Origin of the sequence: Bradyrhizobium sp. LVM 105 (assembly GCF_003957705.1) — a bacterium.
Classification (GTDB): domain Bacteria; phylum Pseudomonadota; class Alphaproteobacteria; order Rhizobiales; family Xanthobacteraceae; genus Bradyrhizobium; species Bradyrhizobium frederickii.
The window spans coordinates 472,192-490,395 of record NZ_QZMV01000004.1; the positions used below are offsets into that span (position 1 = coordinate 472,192).

At 65.2% G+C, this 18,204-nt stretch carries 14 protein-coding genes and 1 tRNA gene; all 15 read right to left on the reverse strand.

The window, feature by feature from the left end; genetic code table 11:
• Positions 1 to 52: 52 nt before the first annotated feature.
• Entirely contained in the window at positions 53 to 2,929 is a 2,877-nt protein-coding gene (locus tag D6B98_RS14680; protein WP_126257696.1) for a valine--tRNA ligase, read from the reverse strand.
• Between the two features lie 129 nt (positions 2,930 to 3,058).
• Positions 3,059 to 3,832, reverse strand: a complete 774-nt coding sequence (locus D6B98_RS14685; RefSeq protein WP_164718605.1) for a PopZ family protein — start codon at positions 3,830 to 3,832, stop codon at positions 3,059 to 3,061.
• 304 nt (positions 3,833 to 4,136) lie between these two features.
• Positions 4,137 to 5,522, reverse strand: a complete 1,386-nt coding sequence (locus D6B98_RS14690; RefSeq protein ID WP_126257817.1) for a TolC family outer membrane protein — start codon at positions 5,520 to 5,522, stop codon at positions 4,137 to 4,139.
• Between the two features lie 206 nt (positions 5,523 to 5,728).
• Complete coding sequence (locus D6B98_RS14695; RefSeq protein ID WP_126257818.1) at positions 5,729 to 6,391, reverse strand: protein-L-isoaspartate O-methyltransferase family protein; 663 nt, start codon at positions 6,389 to 6,391, stop codon at positions 5,729 to 5,731.
• A gap of 137 nt (positions 6,392 to 6,528) precedes the next feature.
• Positions 6,529 to 6,957: a hypothetical protein gene (locus D6B98_RS14700; protein ID WP_126257698.1), complete on the reverse strand. Its 429-nt coding sequence runs from the start codon at positions 6,955 to 6,957 to the stop codon at positions 6,529 to 6,531.
• Positions 6,924 to 6,998, reverse strand: a tRNA-Asn gene (locus D6B98_RS14705). The genes D6B98_RS14700 and D6B98_RS14705 overlap by 34 nt, the downstream gene beginning before the upstream one ends.
• A gap of 136 nt (positions 6,999 to 7,134) precedes the next feature.
• Entirely contained in the window at positions 7,135 to 7,503 is a 369-nt protein-coding gene (locus D6B98_RS14710; protein WP_126257699.1) for a hypothetical protein, read from the reverse strand.
• Between the two features lie 207 nt (positions 7,504 to 7,710).
• Positions 7,711 to 9,405, reverse strand: a complete 1,695-nt coding sequence (locus tag D6B98_RS14715; RefSeq protein ID WP_126257700.1) for a flotillin family protein — start codon at positions 9,403 to 9,405, stop codon at positions 7,711 to 7,713.
• A gap of 19 nt (positions 9,406 to 9,424) precedes the next feature.
• Complete coding sequence (locus D6B98_RS14720) at positions 9,425 to 10,087, reverse strand: OB-fold-containig protein (protein WP_126257701.1); 663 nt, start codon at positions 10,085 to 10,087, stop codon at positions 9,425 to 9,427.
• A 10-nt stretch (positions 10,088 to 10,097) separates the two neighbouring features.
• Positions 10,098 to 11,261: a PspA/IM30 family protein gene (locus D6B98_RS14725; protein WP_126257702.1), complete on the reverse strand. Its 1,164-nt coding sequence runs from the start codon at positions 11,259 to 11,261 to the stop codon at positions 10,098 to 10,100.
• Between the two features lie 203 nt (positions 11,262 to 11,464).
• Positions 11,465 to 11,848 (reverse strand): RidA family protein, encoded by a 384-nt coding sequence (locus D6B98_RS14730; protein WP_126257703.1) that lies wholly within the window; start codon positions 11,846 to 11,848, stop codon positions 11,465 to 11,467.
• A gap of 14 nt (positions 11,849 to 11,862) precedes the next feature.
• Positions 11,863 to 14,193, reverse strand: coding sequence for an acetamidase/formamidase family protein (locus D6B98_RS14735; protein WP_164718632.1), 2,331 nt, complete (start codon positions 14,191 to 14,193; stop codon positions 11,863 to 11,865).
• Between the two features lie 160 nt (positions 14,194 to 14,353).
• Positions 14,354 to 15,595, reverse strand: coding sequence for an acetamidase/formamidase family protein (locus D6B98_RS14740; protein ID WP_126257705.1), 1,242 nt, complete (start codon positions 15,593 to 15,595; stop codon positions 14,354 to 14,356).
• A 43-nt stretch (positions 15,596 to 15,638) separates the two neighbouring features.
• A complete protein-coding gene (locus tag D6B98_RS14745) occupies positions 15,639 to 17,261 on the reverse strand; it encodes an amino acid ABC transporter permease/ATP-binding protein (RefSeq protein ID WP_126257706.1) in 1,623 nt (540 codons plus the stop codon).
• The gene (locus D6B98_RS14750; protein WP_126257707.1) at positions 17,261 to 18,181 is read right to left on the reverse strand and encodes an ABC transporter substrate-binding protein; all 921 of its coding nucleotides are present in this window, start codon (positions 18,179 to 18,181) and stop codon (positions 17,261 to 17,263) included. Before D6B98_RS14750 ends, D6B98_RS14745 begins: the two co-directional genes overlap by 1 nt.
• Positions 18,182 to 18,204: the final 23 nt, after the last annotated feature.

An 18,204-nucleotide genomic window follows, 5' to 3' on the forward strand; every position in this document is an offset into this window, starting at 1 on the left:
AGCTCGAGATTCCGGGTTCGGCTCGTTGAGCCGCCCCGGAATGACAGCGAACTCACGACGCCTGCTTCAGCCGCTCCAGCGCCTCGAGCAGCTTGGCCTTCCGCGCCAGCGCGGCCTCGCGCTTTTCGCGCTCCTCCTCGACGACCTCCTCGGCCGCATTGGCGACGAATTTCTCGTTTGCCAGCTTCGACTCGGCGCGCTTGATGTCGGCGTCGGCCTTGGCCATCTCCTTGTCGAGACGCGTGCGCTCGGCAGCGACGTCGATCACGCCCTTGAGCGGCAGCGCGGCCACCTCGCCGCGCACGAGCAGCTGGACCGCGCCGTCGGGCGCGCGGTCGGCGAAAGAGATGTCCGACAGCCGCGCCATGCGCTTGATGACGTCGGTCCAGCGCGGCGCGCGCTCCCTGGTCTCGGCCGAGGCGCCCGCCAGCACCAGCGCCGTCAACGTCGCCGGCGCGATGTTCATCTCGGCGCGCACCGAACGGATCTGGGTGATGAGGTCGATCACCCAGCCGATCTCGGCCTCGGCCGCAGGATCCGTGAAGTCGGCATGGTCGAAGATCGGCAGCACCCAGGCCGGCGAGACCAGCGGATCGGTCGTCCCCGTCGTCGCGGCGAGCATCGCAAGCTGCTCGGACGTCGGCTCGGTCCGCTGCAGCGGCCATGGCGCCAGCGCGAGCAGGCCGTCGCGCTTGGCCGTCACCTCCCACAGCTCCTCGGTGATGAAGGGCATGAAGGGGTGCAGCAGCTTCAGGATCTCGTCGCGCGCCCAGGCGACCATGGCGCGGGTCTCGTCCTTGGCGGGACTGTCGGGGCCCAGCAGCACGGGCTTGGCGAGCTCGACATACCAGTCGCAATAGACGTTCCAGACGAAACGATAGATGCTGCCGGCCGCATCGTTGAAGCGATAGGCTTCGATCGCCTCGGTCACCTCGCGTGTGGTGTGCGCGCTCTCATGCGCGATCCAGCGGTTCAGCGTCTCCTTCGCCTTCGCCGGCTCGAAGCCATCAGGTACCGCGCACTGGTTCATTTCGGCGAAGCGGCAGGCGTTCCAGAGCTTGGTCGCGAAATTGCGGTAGCCCTCGACGCGGCTGGTGGCCAGCTTGATGTCGCGCCCCTGTGCCGCCATCGCCGCCAGCGTGAAGCGCAGCGCGTCGGCGCCGTATTCGTCGATCAGGTTGAGCGGATCGATGACGTTGCCCTTCGACTTTGACATCTTGGCGCCCTTCTCGTCGCGGACGAGGGCGTGGATGTAGACCGTCGAGAACGGCACTTCCTTCATGAAGTGCAGGCCCATCATCATCATGCGGGCAACCCAGAAGAAGATGATGTCGAAGCCGGTCACCAGCGCATTGGTCGGGTAGTAGCGCTGCACCTCGGGCGCGTCTTCGGGCCAGCCGAGCGTCGAGAACGGCCACAGCGCCGAGGAGAACCAGGTGTCGAGCACGTCCTCGTCGCGCGTGATAAAGCCTTCGCGCTTGTTGCGGTCGAGCGCCATCTCGCGGCCCTGCTCGGCCGTGATCACCTCCTGCTCGACGTAATAGCCGAGGGCGTGGCTGATCGCCTCCTCCTCGGTCTCGGCGACAAACACCTTGCCGTCAGGTCCGTACCAGGCCGGGATCTGGTGGCCCCACCACAGCTGGCGCGAGATGCACCAGGGCTGGATGTTCTCCATCCAGTCGAAATAGGTCTTCTCCCAGTTTTTCGGCACGAACGTCGTCTCGCCCGAACGCACCGCCGCGATCGCCGGCTTGGCCAGCGTCTTGGCGTCGACATACCACTGGTCGGTCAGGTACGGCTCGATCACAGTGCCGGACCGATCGCCATGCGGCACCATGTGGGTGTGCGGCTCGATCCGCTCGACGAAGCCGAAGCTCTCCAGCCGCTCGACGATGCGCTTGCGCGCGGCGAAGCGGTCGACCTTGTGGAATTCCTCGGCGAACTCCCCGGCGCCTACGGGCAGGTCGCGCAGATAGTCCTCGTTGTCGACGAGATCGAGGCAACCTTCCCTGTCGATCACGCTGATGCGGCGCAGGCCGTGGCGATTGCCGACCTCGAAGTCGTTGAAGTCGTGTGCCGGCGTGATCTTGACCGCACCCGAGCCCTTTTCCGGATCGGAATAGTCGTCGGCAACGATTTTGATCTTGCGGCCGACCAGCGGCAGGATCACGTTGTGGCCGACCAGCTTCTGATAGCGCTCATCCTCCGGATGCACGGCGACGCCGGTATCGCCGAGCATGGTCTCGGGCCGCGTGGTGGCGACGACGACGAAGCTCGAGGGATCCTCGGGGCTGAAAGTCTTGCCCTCGATCGGATAGCGCAGATACCAGAGGTGACCCTTGACCTCGGTCTGCTGCACCTCAAGATCCGAGATTGCGGTGAGCAGCTTGGTGTCCCAGTTCACCAGCCGCTTGTCCTTGTAGATCAAACCCTCGCGGTGCAGCTCGACGAACACCTTGACGACGGCCTTCGACAGGCCCTCGTCCATGGTGAAGCGCTCGCGCGACCAGTCGCAGGACGCGCCGAGGCGCTTGAGCTGGTTGATGATGGTGTCGCCGCTCTCGGCCTTCCACTGCCAGACCCGCTCGAGAAATTTCGCGCGGCCCATCTCGCGGCGGCCGGGCTGCTGGCGTTCCATCAGCTGCCGCTCGACCACCATCTGGGTGGCGATGCCGGCGTGGTCGGTGCCGGGCTGCCACAGCACGTCGCGGCCGCGCATGCGCTCGAACCGGCACAGGATGTCCTGGAGCGTGTTGTTGAGGGCGTGGCCCATGTGCAGCGAGCCCGTCACGTTCGGCGGCGGGATCACAATGGTAAACGGCACGGCATCGCAGCGGTCGGGACGGCCGGCCTTGAAGGCAAGGCTGTCCTCCCACACCACGGACATGCGGGCTTCGATATCGGCGGGCTGGTAATTTTTCTCGATCATGGGGCTGCTAGAAAGCCGCGTGCGCGGGGCAAGTCAACGGAAAGCTCAGCGGCAAAAAGGCTTTCCAGCCCGGTCCGCGGGCCGAATATGCCGCAGGAGCAGGGCTTTATCGGGGCCGCAGCGCCCGCGTCAGCGGCCGCCGCGCGAGACCCGCTCGATTTCGGCCTTCACGATGCGTTCGACAAGGCCCGGCAAATTGTCGTCGAGCCAGGATTTCAGCATCGGACGCAGCATCTCCTTGACCAGATCCTCCAGCGTGCGTGCATTGCTGCTCAGCACCGTATGGGCCAGGGAGTTGAAGGCGGATTCCACCGCCGAGACCGTCGACTGCGCCAGGATCGGCTGCTGCGGCGGCAGCGGCGGGGCGTCGAAGTCCACCGGCGCGTAGGACGGTGGCGGGGTCGGACGCGGTGGCGGCGATTCGGCGAATTCGAGATCGTCCCGCGGCTCGACCTTGCGGAAGCTCGGTGGCGGCGGAGCCGGCGTCGGATCCATCGCCATCTCGTCGGTCAATTCGAGCACGTCGGGTTCAGGCTCGGGCTCGGGCTCCGGCTCAGGCGCGCGGACCTCGGGCGCGGGTGTGGCTGCGTCGAGTCCCGCCAGCAGCGCGTCGATATCGTCCTGACTGTTTGGCGATGCATCCGCCGCAGGTGCGGGAGCTGGGGCCGGCTTTGCGGCCGGAGGAGGAGTGGGCTTCTCGGCGGCCGGTTTGGCCGGTGCGACCTTGGAGGGCGGAATGTCGTTCATCGCCTGCGGCTTTGGCGGCGCTGCGGGGGCCGCGGCTTTCTCAGGCTTGGCGGTCTCAGCCGGCGGCGGCTTGGCCTCGTCGTCGGCAATGATGCGCCGGATCGAGGCCAGAATCTCCTCCATCGAGGGTTCTGTGACCTTTGCAGGCTGCGTCATCTCCGACTCCACATCATCAACGCCCTCGCATGAGTTGTTTTACACCAAGCAAGACAGGATTGGCCCGGTTCCGGGCGGGCGGCCTGCCATTTTCGTCGCGGCAGCCCGACTTGTCCCCAGATCACGGCTCAACGTGCGGCGGTGCGCCCCTGCCCCCGGCACTCAAGCTTTACGCATACGGCATCAATACGAGGCGAATCGACCCGCATTGTCCTGGCAAGGCTATGTCAGGGATTTTGATGATTGCAAGCAAAGCGCCGGTCGGCTTCGGCTGTTCGCGAGGCCGACCGGACGATTACGGGGATCAGCGCCCGTCAGGCGTGCGCACGCCGGCCCAGCTGTCGCGGACCTGATGGTAGTGAACGCTGGGATCGTAGACATTGGTCGCAAGGCCAAGCACCTGCGGCGCCAGACGGCCGACGGCGGCGAGGACGTTGTAGGATGCGACGACCCGGTCGTGCTGCGCGGTCACGAGCGCGACGCGCGCATTGACCAGCGCCTGCTGCGCGTTGAGCACGTCGAGGGTCGTGCGCTGACCGGCCTTGGCTTCCTCGCGGACGCCATTGAGCGCGATCTCGGACGCCGTCACCTGCGCCTGCGCCGACTGCACCTGCGCCTTGCCGGCCTGCAACGAGCCCCACCATTGCACGATGGTCGCGCGAACCTGATCGCGAGTCTTTTCGAGATTGAGGCGCTGCTGCGCCAGATTTTCCTTGGATTGGCGGATCAGCGAATATTCGCCACCGCCATTATAAATCGGCACCTGGAGCTGCGCGATCGCCGATGCGGTGTACGAGCGCATCTGAATCAAGGACTGTTCGTCGGCCCGCTGGGCCGTTACCTGAGCCGTAAGTGTCGGCAGCAGCGCACCCTCGGCGATTTTGACCTGCAGATAATTGACATCGATGCCGTACATCGCGGCGGTCACGTCGGGGTGCTCGACCAGACCGAGTTCGATCGCCGAGGCAAGCGTTGAGGGAAGAAACCGATCGACCGGTGAGCCCGGCGCAAGGTTCGTCGGATCGTTGCCGATGACGCGACGGAAGGCGGCGCGAGTCGTGTTGAGATTCGATTCCGCGGTAAGGGCCTGGGTCCTGCCGGCAGCCAGCTGCGCTTCCGATTGTGCGACGTCGGTGCGTGTCACCTCGCCGACATTGAAGCGATCACGGGTCTGCTTCAGCGTTTGCTCGAGGACGCGGACGTTGCTGCGCTGGACCTCGAGCGTGGCGGCGTCCCGCAGATAGTCCATGTAGGTCGTTGCGGCGCTCAGCAGCACGCTCTGATCCATACCGCGCAGCGCTTCACGGGTGCCGGAAACCTGGCTCTCCGCCGCCCGCGTCCTGTTGGCGGTAATGTTGCCGTTGTAGAGCGTCTGCGTCGCGGTAACGCCAACGCTGCGGGGCGTCCTGGTTCCGGAGACTGAGTCAGCCCCCACGCCACTCTGCAAATCCTGGTACTGATAGCCACCGCTCGCCGTCAGATTGACCTTGGGCCGGTAGCCGGACAATGCCTGCGGAACGCCCTCGTCAGTTGATCGCACCTGGGCACGCTGTGCGTTGAGCTGCGGATTGTTCTGATAGGCGCGCACCAGTGCCGCCTCGATCGTGTCGGCCAAGGCAGGCGCCGGCCCGGCGAGCGCCAGCAACAGGACCGAAACCGCAGCTCCGGTGAAGAGCTTCACCCCATGCATCCCTGAAATTCCGTTCATTCTAACGCCCGGCTCGTGCCCGCGAGCTGGGTTACCGTCTACCGAGTGGAGTCGTTGCCCCGCCGCAACATAGGACGCGGATGGGCATGACGGAACCACCTCAAGGTAGTTCTCGGTGGAAACTCTTCACGTGCAGCATCCCGGCCACACTTCTGATTCAGAACGGGATTTTAACGGGCTTTGGGTCGTCAGAAGACGAAAGCGGCGGCCCGTTCGAGCCCGGGAAGGACCGGCGCGGTGGCGTCGAACAGGGTTCGATGGCCGAATTCACCGTGAGTCCGGGTCATGATCATGGCCCGCGGCTGCCTGGATTCGGCGGACACCCCTACCAGGCGCCCGCCCTCCTTGAGCTGCCCGAGCAGCGCCTCCGGCATGACCTCGGCAGCGCCATTGAGGATGATCACGTCAAAGGGGGCGGCGGACGGGTCGCCTTCGGTGCAGGAAGCGGCCTTGCAGGTGACATTGGCAAGCCCCAGCGACGTCAAGGCATCCTTGGCCTTCGCGGCGAGCGCCGAATCGCATTCCGTTGCGGTGACCTGGCGGGCCAGCTTGGCAGCCAGCGCCGCGAGGTATCCCGTGGCGCAGCCGACCACCAGCACGCTGTCGCCCTCGCCGATTTCGGCGGCCTGAAGCAGCTTGCCGGTCAGCTGCGGCTTGATGAGGAAACGCTTGGCTGTGCCCTCGCTCACGTCGAGGTCGAGATCGAGATAGGCCAGTGCCTGCCGGGCGGCCGGCACGAAGGCCTCGCGCGGAACCGTAAGCATGGCATCGAGAACACGACGGTCGGTGACGTCATTGGTGCGCACCTGGCCATCGACCATTTTGAGGCGCGCGGTCGAAAAACCGGACATTTGCGGACCCTGCAATGCGGACGATGCCGCGGACGAAATCGCGGCATCTTTGGAGCATGCACGGCCAAAACGCAACACGGCCGTTCGCCTGCGGGACTAAGGCTTCCGCATCTGACCGCACCCGGCGTCGGAACGGATTATTCGATCGCCACCGCGAGCCGGCCGATCAGAGCTGCGACCTCATCCAGCCGCGCCGAATCGGGCGTCTCGACCGCACGCGCCAGACAGGCGAGGCATTCGTCGTCGCTGAGCTCCGGGATCTCAGCCGGCAGAATCGAGGGGGCCATTTCGGAACGGTCGACCTGGATGTGTGGCATGCGAATCAGCTCCGTAAAGATCCGGCAGCTGTCGAAGCTCGATTTCAATTGGGTCGATTTGGCGCCGTCCGCATGGCGCGACGACGCCCATCCACACATCTGTTTGAACGCGAATTCGAGGCAGGAATCGTGGATTCGCGGCTCAGAGAAAGATGCAACGAGATCGCGCGTCGCACGAGGATGCGGCCACAACTTATTGAATTTACGGAAAAATTTGGCTCCCCGGGCTGGATTCGAACCAGCGACCATCCGATTAACAGTCGGATGCTCTACCGCTGAGCTACCGAGGAAAAGGCGAACCAGTCGTTCGCGCGCGGCTGCGTATAACAAAGCCGCTTGCGCTTGCAAAGGAGGAATTCGTCGTCATCCGAAACGTCCTTGAGGAAGGGTCTGAACGGCCCCTCCTCCGGAATTTGTCGGCAGCCGCTATTCCGCAAGAAACGAGGTGGTCTTGGTGCCGGAATCGTAGCGCAGCCGAAGCGCGGTCATCTTGCAGAGGTTGACGTTCTTCCACAGCACGGCCTCGTCGTAGCTCTGCCAGTCGACGCGGATGTTCCAGACACAGCCCTCGTCGTCCTCGTCGAACTCGACATAGGTGCTGGCCTGGTTCTGCAACACCTTCTCCAGTTCGTTGTCCCACTCGTCCAGGCCGTCATTCGGTGCGTTGAAGCCCAGGAATTTGATGGCATAGCCGGTCTCGTTGACGACGGTGACGTTGCGGGCGTCAGCCGCGACCGACGGCATGGCGGCGATCGAAAGACCGATCGCGATCAATCCAGTCAGAAAATGCTTCATGTGAAAATCCTCCGATCGAAACAGGCCTCGGCGCCTGGCGTCGATCGGCGCAGGCGCCGCGGCAACAAAAGCGTTGCCTCAAGACGGGTCCGGAGCGCGATCGAAGGTTCAACACGCCGTCGATCTGCACTCCGGAACGTTGCGCGACGCGAGACGCGCAGGACCTGTTTCTATCGTTTCGAATTCTCCGCAGCAATGAACCGGCATTCATAGATCGGCGGCGTTTGCCTTTTCCGGCGCTGGCGCCGGCACGGCGGCGCCGTTGCTCTTTCCGGTCACGGCGCCGACCAGCGCCTGCACGGGATCGTCGCCGGGCGCAAAGCCGCCCTGGCGCAGGATCTCGTCGATCATCGGACGCAGCGCATGCACCTTGAGCAGCTCGCCGGCGAGTCCTTCGCCGAAGCCGACATTGCCTCCGCCGGCGCCGTTGCCGCCGAACGCGCCGCCGGTGTGCAGGATACGGACGTCCTTGAGGTTGGCGATCGGCCTGACCATTTCGGCCAGCGCCGACGGCATCGTCTCGATCCGTCTCTTGGCGATCTCGAAGTCGATGATGTTGCTGCCGAGCTTGTTCTGCGCCTCGTTCTTCATGGTGATGACGGCGGCCTCGGCCTCACCGATGTCGCGGACGCCGACGGCCTTGATTTTGTTGGACTCGGCTTCGGCCGTGGCCAGCGTCTTCACGGCTTCGGCGCGATCGAGCGAAGCCTTCTTCTCCGCCTCGGCCGCGACGATCAGCTCGGTCGATTTGCGTTCGGCCTCGGTCCGCGCAGCAAGCACCTGGGTGAGACGGGCGCGATCGGCCACCTCGACCGCACGCGCAGTCACGACCTTTTCCTCCGCGGAGACGGCAAGCGCTTCGGCGGTCTTGGCTTCGGCGACGGCTTCCGAGGTCTGCTTGCTCTTGGCGGCGATCTGGATCTCGTTCTCCTGCGTGGCGATCTGGATCTCGCGCTGGGCATCGGTCTTGCGCTTGTTGATCGCCAGATCCGATTCGATCACTGCGGTTTCCTTGACCTGCTTGGCACCGGCCTCCTTTTCGGCAACTGCCCTGTCGGTATCGATCCGGGCGTTCTCCTCGGTCAGGCGCGCGGTCTGGGTTGCGGTTGCGACCTCGGCGCGGGTGCTCGCGGTCTTGTTGGCGATGTCGCGCTCCTGCGAAAGCTCGGCTTCCTTCTTGGTCCGCTCGATTGTCAGTGTCTGCTGCCGCGCCTCGAGGTCCTTTTGCGCGATCGCGACCTCGTTGTCGCGCACGATGGCGTTGCGGTCGCGGCGGCGGGTCTCGGTGATGGTCTTGAGCTGGGTCAGGCCCTCGGCGTCGAAGAAGTTTTCGGGGTTGAAGAACTTCACGTCGGTCTGGTCGAGTTTGGTCAGCGACACCGATTCCAGCTCGAGACCGTTGGACTTGACGTCGGACTCCACGGTCGCCTGCACGTGCTTGACGAAATCGCTGCGCTTTTCCTGCAGCTCCAGGATGGTCATAGTCGCAGCCACCGAGCGCAGGCCGTCGACGAACTTGGCCTCGACCTGGTCGCGCAAAGCCTCGGCGTCGTTGGTCAACGCGCCCAGCGTCTGGCTGGCCAGCGCGATGCTCTCGTCGTCAGGACGAACGCGGACGTAGAATTCGGCGACGATGTCGACGCGCAGGCGGTCCTTGGTGATCAGGGATTCCCGCTCCTTGCGTTCCACGGTGAGCCGCAGCGTCTTCAGATTGACGCTGGCATAGGAGTGGAAGATCGGAAGGATCATGGCGCCGCCGTCGAGCACGACCCTCTTGCCGCCAAGGCCGGTGCGCACGAAGGCTTCGTCGCGGGTTGCGCGCTTGTAGAGGATGGTAAAGACGATCCCCAAGACGACGATCAGCGCGACGCCGATCATGGCCGGAACTGCGATGTCGAACATGACTTTCTCCGATAATGACCTAGCTGCTGCTTAGACTGGGCTTGGAAGGTTTGAGTTCATCGTCGGCCTTGACCGCCACAAAGCGCGTGCCGGCCCGATCGACGAGCAGGACGGCGGTTCCCTGCGGCAAAGGGGCCGATGACGGCGCCGCGACCGCCGAGACGAAATGGCGGTTGCCATGGACATCGGCGACGCTGACCCGGCCGGGTGGCCCCTGGTCGAGCGGGCCGATGACGACCTCACCGATGCGGCCGACGAGGTCGCCGAGGCCGACGGCGTAGCTTTCATCCTTGGGAATGACCCGCGCGATGGCGCGGCTGGCGGCGCGGACCAGTGGAACCGAGACCACGACCGCCCCGACCGAGGCGACCGTCGCCGGCAAGGGACCGGCCACCATCTGCGCGACGTCCTGGATCAGGAAGCCGGTGATGGAGAAGGCGCCGAGCAGCAGCAGCAGGAAGATCAACAGCGGCACGCCGCCGACGTTGATCCAGGAGATGGCGTTGATCACGCCATTGTCGCTGGGATGACCGAAATCGAAGTGGGCGCCGAGCATCTCGCTCAAGGAGGCCCCGACCAGCATCGAGACCGCCTCGATCGAGCCGACGATGACGATCATGGCCGCCGCAATCGCGAACGGCCTCACCTCCGGCGACATGACGTGTTCGAGCAGAGCGCTCATGACACGGCACTCAGGTGCGTGACTTCAGACGCGCCAGCCTCGCCGCAATTTCCTTGTCGCGATGGAGCGTGCTGAGCTCGTCGATATCGCTCGAATACGGGATGGCCTGGGGCACGCCGGTGGCGCGGGCCACCGCCCTGCCCGCACGCAAGGCCTTGGCTGCTGCGGAAGTGCCACCCTGCTTACGGGACGCCGTCGAGCCCTGCTGGCTTGCGGCCGCCTCGCTCTTTTCGAGCTCGGCGCGGCGCTGCTCGGCGTCCTGGAGCGCCGACAGCACCGCACGCAGCGAAGTCACAGATTGCTCGATCTTCTCGTTGTTCTCGTCGATGGCGCGGGAGAGCACGTCGAACTGCGCCTCCAGATCCATCTGCCGCGCGATGCCGGCGCGAGCGAGGTCGTCGCGGCCATCGGCGATCGCCGCTTCGATCTTGGGGGTGAGGTTGGCCATCTCGCGCTCGATTTCGGTCCGGCGCGCGTTGAGGCGGTATTCCTCGGCGCGCGCGGCGGCGAGCGCGTCGCGCGCTTCGCTCTCGGCGCGCTCGATCTCGCGGATGGCCTGTCCGACCACTCCAAGCTTGTTCTTGCCTTCCGCCTGCTCGATCGCGTCGTAAGCGATCCCGGCGATCAGGCGCCCGACCCGGGACAGGAAATTGTCGGGGGCGGCAGCGATGTTCTCCATAGCGTTCTCCTCCTCTGGCAGAATGTTCGGCGTGACGCCGTAGTGGACTTCGAAACCGTCCTCGGTGCGAACCAGGCACGCGGGCACGCTTTGCCCCCAGCCCTCGGCATAGCCGGCATAGTCGAAGGGCACGTTGAAGCGCCCTTGCACGGTCGCAATCGAGATGGTGGCCGGGCCCTTGATCTTGGCGAGCTTGTCGTCGAGCGGCAGACGGCGGCCCTGCGCCGCGCGATATTCGCTGCGGTCGCGCAGGCCCAGCGTCACCAGACGCGACGGCAGCGCGGTTGCTTTGCGGATCGGGTCATAGGCGTGGGCATGCAGCAGCACGACGTTGGAACCGACGTTGTGGCTCCGCGCGACCTCGTCCAGGATTTCCATCATGCGGTCATAGGCCTGGAACGTCGCCTCCAGTGCGGCCTTGGCGGCCGGGTCAGGGGCAAGCCTGTATCGCAGCGCGGATGGAGCGTTTCGAGAGGACTGGCTCATGAAAAGCACTAAAGCACCGTTTTAGTACTTTAGGAAGAGGCGGGTTGTTCACATTCCTCTGATCCCTCGGCACTCTGCCGGTTAGTCGCGCCGGTCGCCGACCACGTTCAAGCCCACCCCAATACCTCTACTCACAACCGATCAAGATTTTCTGCTCGCACAGATTGCGATTTGAGACAAATGAGCACGCTCTCGGCCCACCCTGCCGACCGTCACGGCCGACGGCACACCAGATCGATCTCGATCAACGCGTCATAGGCGAGCCCGGTGACCCCGACACAGGTGCGCGCGGGGAGCCGGTCCGGCGGAAAGAATGTGCGGTAGGTCTCGTTCATGGCCGTGTAGTCCTCCCTGAAGCGCGTGAGATAAACTCGCGTCATCACGACATGCTCGAGGCCGAGATCGAGACCGGCCAAAACGATCTTCAAGTTCGCCATCACCGCGCGGGTCTGCGCGACGATGCCCTCGGGCAGCACGCCCGGCGTCTGCGGCGTGTCCGGCATCTGGCCCGTGACGAAGACGAAACCATCGGTTTCCACCGCGTGGCTGAAGGGCGCGACCGGCTTCGGCCCGTCGCTGATCATGTGGAATTTCAACTCGAGTGTCCTTGCTAGGGTATGTCCTGGAACAGGCGCTTGCTGAGGATGGCGTGCACGCCCCAATTGCCGTCGACGACCTGGGTGACGCCGAAATCGACGGCGGCCGACATCAGCGCGATGGCCTCGTCCTCGCTGAGGCCTTTGACGTTCATCAGGAAGCGCCGCATCTTGCGGAACGCGTCCTTCATGGCGAGGTCGAGCGAGGACTTGGCGTAGACTTCGCTCTGGCCTTGGGCGCCGAACTCCGCGAGATAGTTTGGGTGGCTGAAGCCGGTCAGCACCCAATCGGTGGCGGTCTCGATCAGGGGATAAGAGAGATCGGCGAAAGGCCGGCCGGCGAGATCGGCCTTCTTGTGCAGGATCACCTCGAATGTGCCGGTCATCGAGCATTCGATCGCGGTGCCGCTGAGCTCGCCATCGCCCTGCGCGGCATGGGGATCGCCGACCGACAGCAGCGCCCCGGGAACCGAGACCGGAAGATACACGGCCGCCCCCTTCCCCAGCCGCCAATTGTCGAGATTGCCGCCGAAATAGGACGGCGGCACGGAATCGACGAATTCGACCTCGCGCGGCGCCACAGCGATCACGCCGAAATGCGGACGCAGGGGGATCTTGATGCCGTCGAGCACGGCATGGCGACGCTTGATCGTGGCGGATGCGACGGGAACGCCAGGATAGTCGTAGGTCGTGTGAACTACGCCGAAAGGATCGGTCTGCGGCTCCCAGCGGTAGGAATAGAGCGCACGGGCGTGCGGCACCTCGGCGTCGTCGAAGATCTCGTAGATGGTGACCGCTTCGCGCGGCTTGGGACCGCCGAGAAACTCGTTGTAGTGATAGCCCCACCACGCCGCGACCGAGGAGCCGAACACGCGGCCCGCATGGTTCGGATTGCGGCTCGCCCGCGGCACGATGTCGAGGATGCGCACCTCCAGCACATCACCTGGCTGGGCGTCCTTCACCGCGACGGGGCCAGTGCAGATGTGCACGCCGAAGCCCTCGCCGGCGCCGCGGCCGAATACGCTGGCGTCCATGGGCCCTGCGCCGCGGCGGTCGACGTTCTTCCTGTCCCGCGTCCAGCCGAACACGCTTTCGGCGGCGGCATCGCCGGCGATCATCAGCTCGGGATCGTCGGAGGCGTGCTGCGTCAGCGTCTCGATGGTGATGGTGTCGCCGGAGGCGATCTCGATCTGCGGCGGCAGCGAGCGGCTGAAATAACCCCAATGGACGCGGCTGGCCTCGACCGGGAGATGGTGATGACGGCGTTCTGCGGTCGTGCGCGCCTCGGCGCCGGCGCAGGCGACACTGCTGCGCGTCTCCAAGCTCTGATGGACGCGAAGCTGCGCCAGTGCCTCCTGCGGCCAGCCGCGCTGGCCGGCGACGCCGTGCTGTGCAGTCGCGCGCTCCGCCTCCTGCTGGCGAAACTCTCGCGGCGGCAGGCCGAAGCGATGTCGGAAGGCGCGGCTGAAATGCGCGGAGTCGCCAAAACCGTAGGCGTAGGCGATCTCCGAGATCGAGCGATGTGCCTCGGTTGGGTTGGATAGGTCGGCCCAGGCGCGCTGGAGGCGGCGCTCGCGAACGTAGTGGGTGAAATTGTCCCCGACCGTCTCGAACAGCTTTTGCAAGTAGCGTTCGGAAATTCCCTCGGCCTGCGCGACGCGCGCCGGCACCAGATCGGGATCGTCGAGGCGACGCTCGATGGTCTGGCAGATCCGGTGCAGCAGCGCGGCCTGCGTCGCGCTCGATCCAGCATCGGAGGCCGAGGACGCCAGCTGATGCACCAGCGTCAGCAGCAGATCGACGAAGGATTGCGCGACCGAATTCCATTCGGGATCGCTCAGGGTGTCGAGCGTCCGTGCAGTGGCATCGAGCAGACGGGAGAAGACGTCGGCGAAGCCGCTGGGCGGAACGACGCGGGGCCCGCCGAGCCGCGGCTTGCCCGAAAGGCGACCGTGCAGCGCTTCCGACGTCACCGACAGCACGATGGCGCGCATGTCGCGCTGGAACACGATGCTCCAATCGCCGCTGCGGGGCAGCAGCACGAGATGACCGACGGGAACGATACGATGACTGCCGGCGCTCTTCAGCACCATGCCGTCCTCGACCGGTATCAGCGCGATGGGAAGGTCTTCGCTTGCTCGTGAGAGCGGAACGACGCTCTGCGCGCCCGCCGCCATGCGCGTCAGGGCGACGCCCGCGGCGTGCCGGTGCGATGCGGTCGCGTGTCCGTCCAATACGCTGTGGCCACCCGCCGGCTGCAGGCCGACCGCGGCCAGCACGTCCCGCCAGGCTTCTGGGCGGTCGTCTTGCGCGTAGGACTCGCTCGTGAACGGGCGGAAGCTCATCGGATCGACCCAGATTGCAGTCGATCGAAGCAACCTCCGTGCCAGACGCACGCGGTCATCCGTCGCCGCGACGGGCCGAAGACGAGGTTCGTCGGTCACCATCCCATCCTGAAAAACGGGCTGCTCTTCAAAGCGTTAGAGCATGACGACGTGCAGAGATTCAGTCGCACCGGAAGATGTTCTTGCGGATCGTGCCGTGGACGCCCCAATTGGCGTCGACGACCTGGGTGACGCCGAAATCGGCCCCGACCGACATCAGCGAGATCGCCTCGTCCTCGCTGAGACGATGCACCGTCATCAGGAAGCGGCGGAGCTTTCTGAACGCATCGCGCATCGCACGGTCGAGACTCGAGTGATTAGCAATCTCGGTTTGCGCATCGGCGCCGAGCGTGGCGAGATAGTTCGGATAGGTGAAACCGTAGAACGACCAGGCGTGGTCGGTCTCCAGCATCGGGTGGTCGAGGCCTTCGAGGCTGGTACCGGCAAGGTCGGCCTTCTTGTGCAGGATGAATTCGAAGTCGCCGGTCAGCGAGGTCTCGATCGCGGTGCCGCCAAGCTCGCTGTCGCCCTGCGCGGCGTGCGGATCACCGACCGAGAAATAGGCGCCGGGGACGGCAACCGGATAGAACATCCGCGCGCCCTTGCCGATGCGCCAGTCGTCGATGTTGCCGCCGGTGTAGCTCGGCGGGATCGAGCTGACGAAGTCGGCTTCCGACGGTGCGAGGCCCATCGTGCCGAAATGCAGCCGCGCCGGCACCTTCACGCTGGAGAGAATGTTCTGGCGCTTCCTGATGGTGGCGTGATCGACGCGGACGCCGGGATAGTCGATGGTCGCATGCACGATGCCGTCAGGATCTGTCTGCGGCGTCCAGACGTAATTGTAGACCGCCTTCGCGTAGGGCTCGCCGGACGTGTCCAGCTCGAAGATGGTGACGACCTCGCGCGGCTTCGGCTCCTCGATCAGGTCGTGATAGTGAAAGCCCCAATTGGCTGCGACGTTGGAGCCGAAGCAGCGGCCGGCATGGCAGGCGCTGCAGCTCGGCCGTGGCCGGACGTCGAGGATGCGCACCTCCAGAATGTCGCCGGGCTCGGCGCCTTCGATTGCGACCGGTCCGGTGAGCAAATGCACGCCGATCCCCTCGCCTGCGCCGCGGATGAACGGGCCTTCCGTCGGACCTGAGCCGCGGCGCGCGACAGCCTTGTGCTCGCGCGTCCACTGGAACACGCTTTCGGCGCCTGGATCGCCCTGGATCATTCGCTCGTAATCGTCATTGGCGTGGTGGGTCAGCGTCTCGATCGTGGCGCGATCTCCGGAGCGCAGCGTCAGGGCCGGCGCTACTGTCTTGGAGAAATAGCCCCAGTGGACGGTTTTCGGCGAAACCGGCAGCGTGACATGCTTCATGAAATGGCCTCTTCGGGACTCTTGAACCTTGCGGATGCGCCGCTCATCGCACCGCCTCCGGAGTCTTGTCGGCTTCCATCACGCTGAGGAATCGCGCCGTCAGCGGATTGCGGGGATTGGACAGCACCTCGTGCGCCGGTCCCTCCTCGATGATCGCGCCGCCGCTCAGGAAGGCGACGCGGTCGGCGACCTCGTCGGCGAAGCGGATCTGGTGTGTCGAGATGATCATGGTGAGGCCGTCGTCGATGGCGAGGCGGCGGATCACCTCCAGCACCTCGTTGACCAACTCCGGATCGAGCGCCGAGGTCGGCTCATCCAGCAGCAGCACGCTCGGGTTCGGCGCCAGCGCGCGGGCGATGGCGACGCGCTGCTGCTGGCCGCCGGAGAGATGCCGCGGCAGCGCGTGGGCACGATGCGAGAGCCCGACGCGATCGAGCAGCTCGGCGGCGCGGCGGTCGGCGTCGATGCGGGTCATGCCGTGAACCCAGCGCAGGGGGCCGGCGATGTTCTCCTTCGCCGACAGATGCGCGAACAGATTGAATTGCTGAAACACCATGCCGACGCCGACGCTGGCGCGCTCATTGGCGATCGCCCGCGGCGACAGCGGCTTGCCATTCTCGCTGAAGCCGAGGCGCCGGCCGCCGACGCGCACGGTGCCGGCATCCCAGTTTTCGAGGTGGTTGATGCAGCGAAGCAGCGTGCTCTTGCCGGAGCCGCTCGGGCCGAGCAACGCGACCACTTCGCCGATGCGCACCGTGAGGTCGAGACCGGCGAGCACCTTCTGCGGGCCGTAGCTCTTGGTGAGGTCCTTCACTTCGACCGCGATATTGTTGCGCGCAATCGTCGCGGCGCGGCGGGCGCGCTCCTCGCGCGTCAGGGCCAGCGGCGGCGTGGCCGCGGGCTCTGCTGGCGCGGGCTCCGGATCGGCGACGGGCGCATCGGCAAGTTCGAGCTTGGTGACCAGATCGACGCGGCGCCAGGGCATATAATCGGCGAGCTTGCGCTCGCGGCGCGTGGTGCGGTCGAGATCCAGCAGCCATTCGACGAAGAGCTGGATCGCGCTGATGCTGGCGGTCAGCACGAGATAGAGCAGACCCGAGGCGAAGAAGATCGAGAAGAAATCGAAGGTCGAGGATGCAAGCTGGGTCGAGCGCAAGGTCAGCTCCTGCACCGCGATCACCGAGGCGAGCGAGGAATTCTTCAGCGCACTCACCGCTTCGTTGCCGAAGGCCGGGATCATGGTGCGGATGGCCTGCGGCGCGATGATCCTGCGCATCAGCACTGACGGCGTCATGCCGAGCGCCTGCCCCGCCGTCAGCTGCCCGCGATCGACGCCGAGCACGCCGGCGCGCAGCATCTCCGCGATGAACGGCGCCTCGTTGCAGGCGAGCGCGAGGCCGGCTGCCAGCACCGCCGGCAGCTTGATGCCGATATGCGGCAGCGCGTCGTAGGCGAACACCATCTGGAGGATCAGCGGGGTGCCGCGGAAGATCACGGTGTAGGCCCTGGCGATCGCCGCCAGGAGCCAGAAGCGGGAGAGCTGCATGCCGGCGAGGATCAATCCGAGGATCAATCCACCGCCGAGCCCGAGGGCAGTCACCTCGAGGGTGAGTTCGATGCCCGCGAGCAGATACGGCATGCTCAGATAGTGGAGGAACAGCGACATCAGTCGGCCGTGAGAATTTCCGGCTCCATGAAGTTGTTCACATCGAGCCCATGCTTTTTCAGAAGCTCCATGTGCGTGCCGGCCTTCTGCACCTCGATCAGCGCGGCGAGCACGGCGTCGCGGAATTTCGGCTTGTTCTTGGGCACGGCGATGCCGACGGAATACGGGATCGTCACCGCGATCGCCTTCTCCAGCTTGTCCGGATAGGCCTTGACGGCGCTGTCGACGGTGTTGACGTCGTTGATGTAGGTGTCGGCGCGGCCGGCGAGGATCGCCTGAATGCAGTTGGCGTTGTTGTCGTAGAGCTGGATGGTCGGCTCGGGCTTGCCGGCCTTCTTGCATTCCGGGATCAGCGCCTGGATCAGGGGCACCTCGACATAGCCGGTGTTTTCGGCGGCGGCGGCGCCGCACAGCGACATGTTGATGCCGTTGATGCCCTTCGGATTGCCCTTGGCGACCAGGACGCCGTCGAACACCTTCGAGTAGGTGATGAAGTCGGCGGCCTTGGCGCGCTCCTTGGTGGCATAGATGTCGGAGATCACGATATCGGCCTGTCCGGCGGCGAGCGTGGTCAGGAGCGCCGCGAACGTCACCGCCTTGTAGGTCAGCTTGAAACCGAGGCATTCGCCGATGGCTTCGCCGAGATCGATGTCGAAGCCGATATACTTGCTGGGATCCTTGGGATCGATGGTCTCATAGCCCGGCGTATGCGGATTGATGGCGTTGACCAGCGTCTTGCCCTTCCAGTCCGGGTACTTTTCCTGGAGCGCGGCGCAGGCGGCGGGCGCTGCGGCCTGCGCGCTCAGCGGTGCGGCAACGAGGAGTCCAAAAGCGACGGCGGCGCCGAGCATGAGCTTGCGCGGTGACAATGATGCGCGCGCCAATTCCCGCCGCGCCAACGGCAAAACCCGTCTCTCCATCTCCAGCTCCTTCGCGTTGTCAT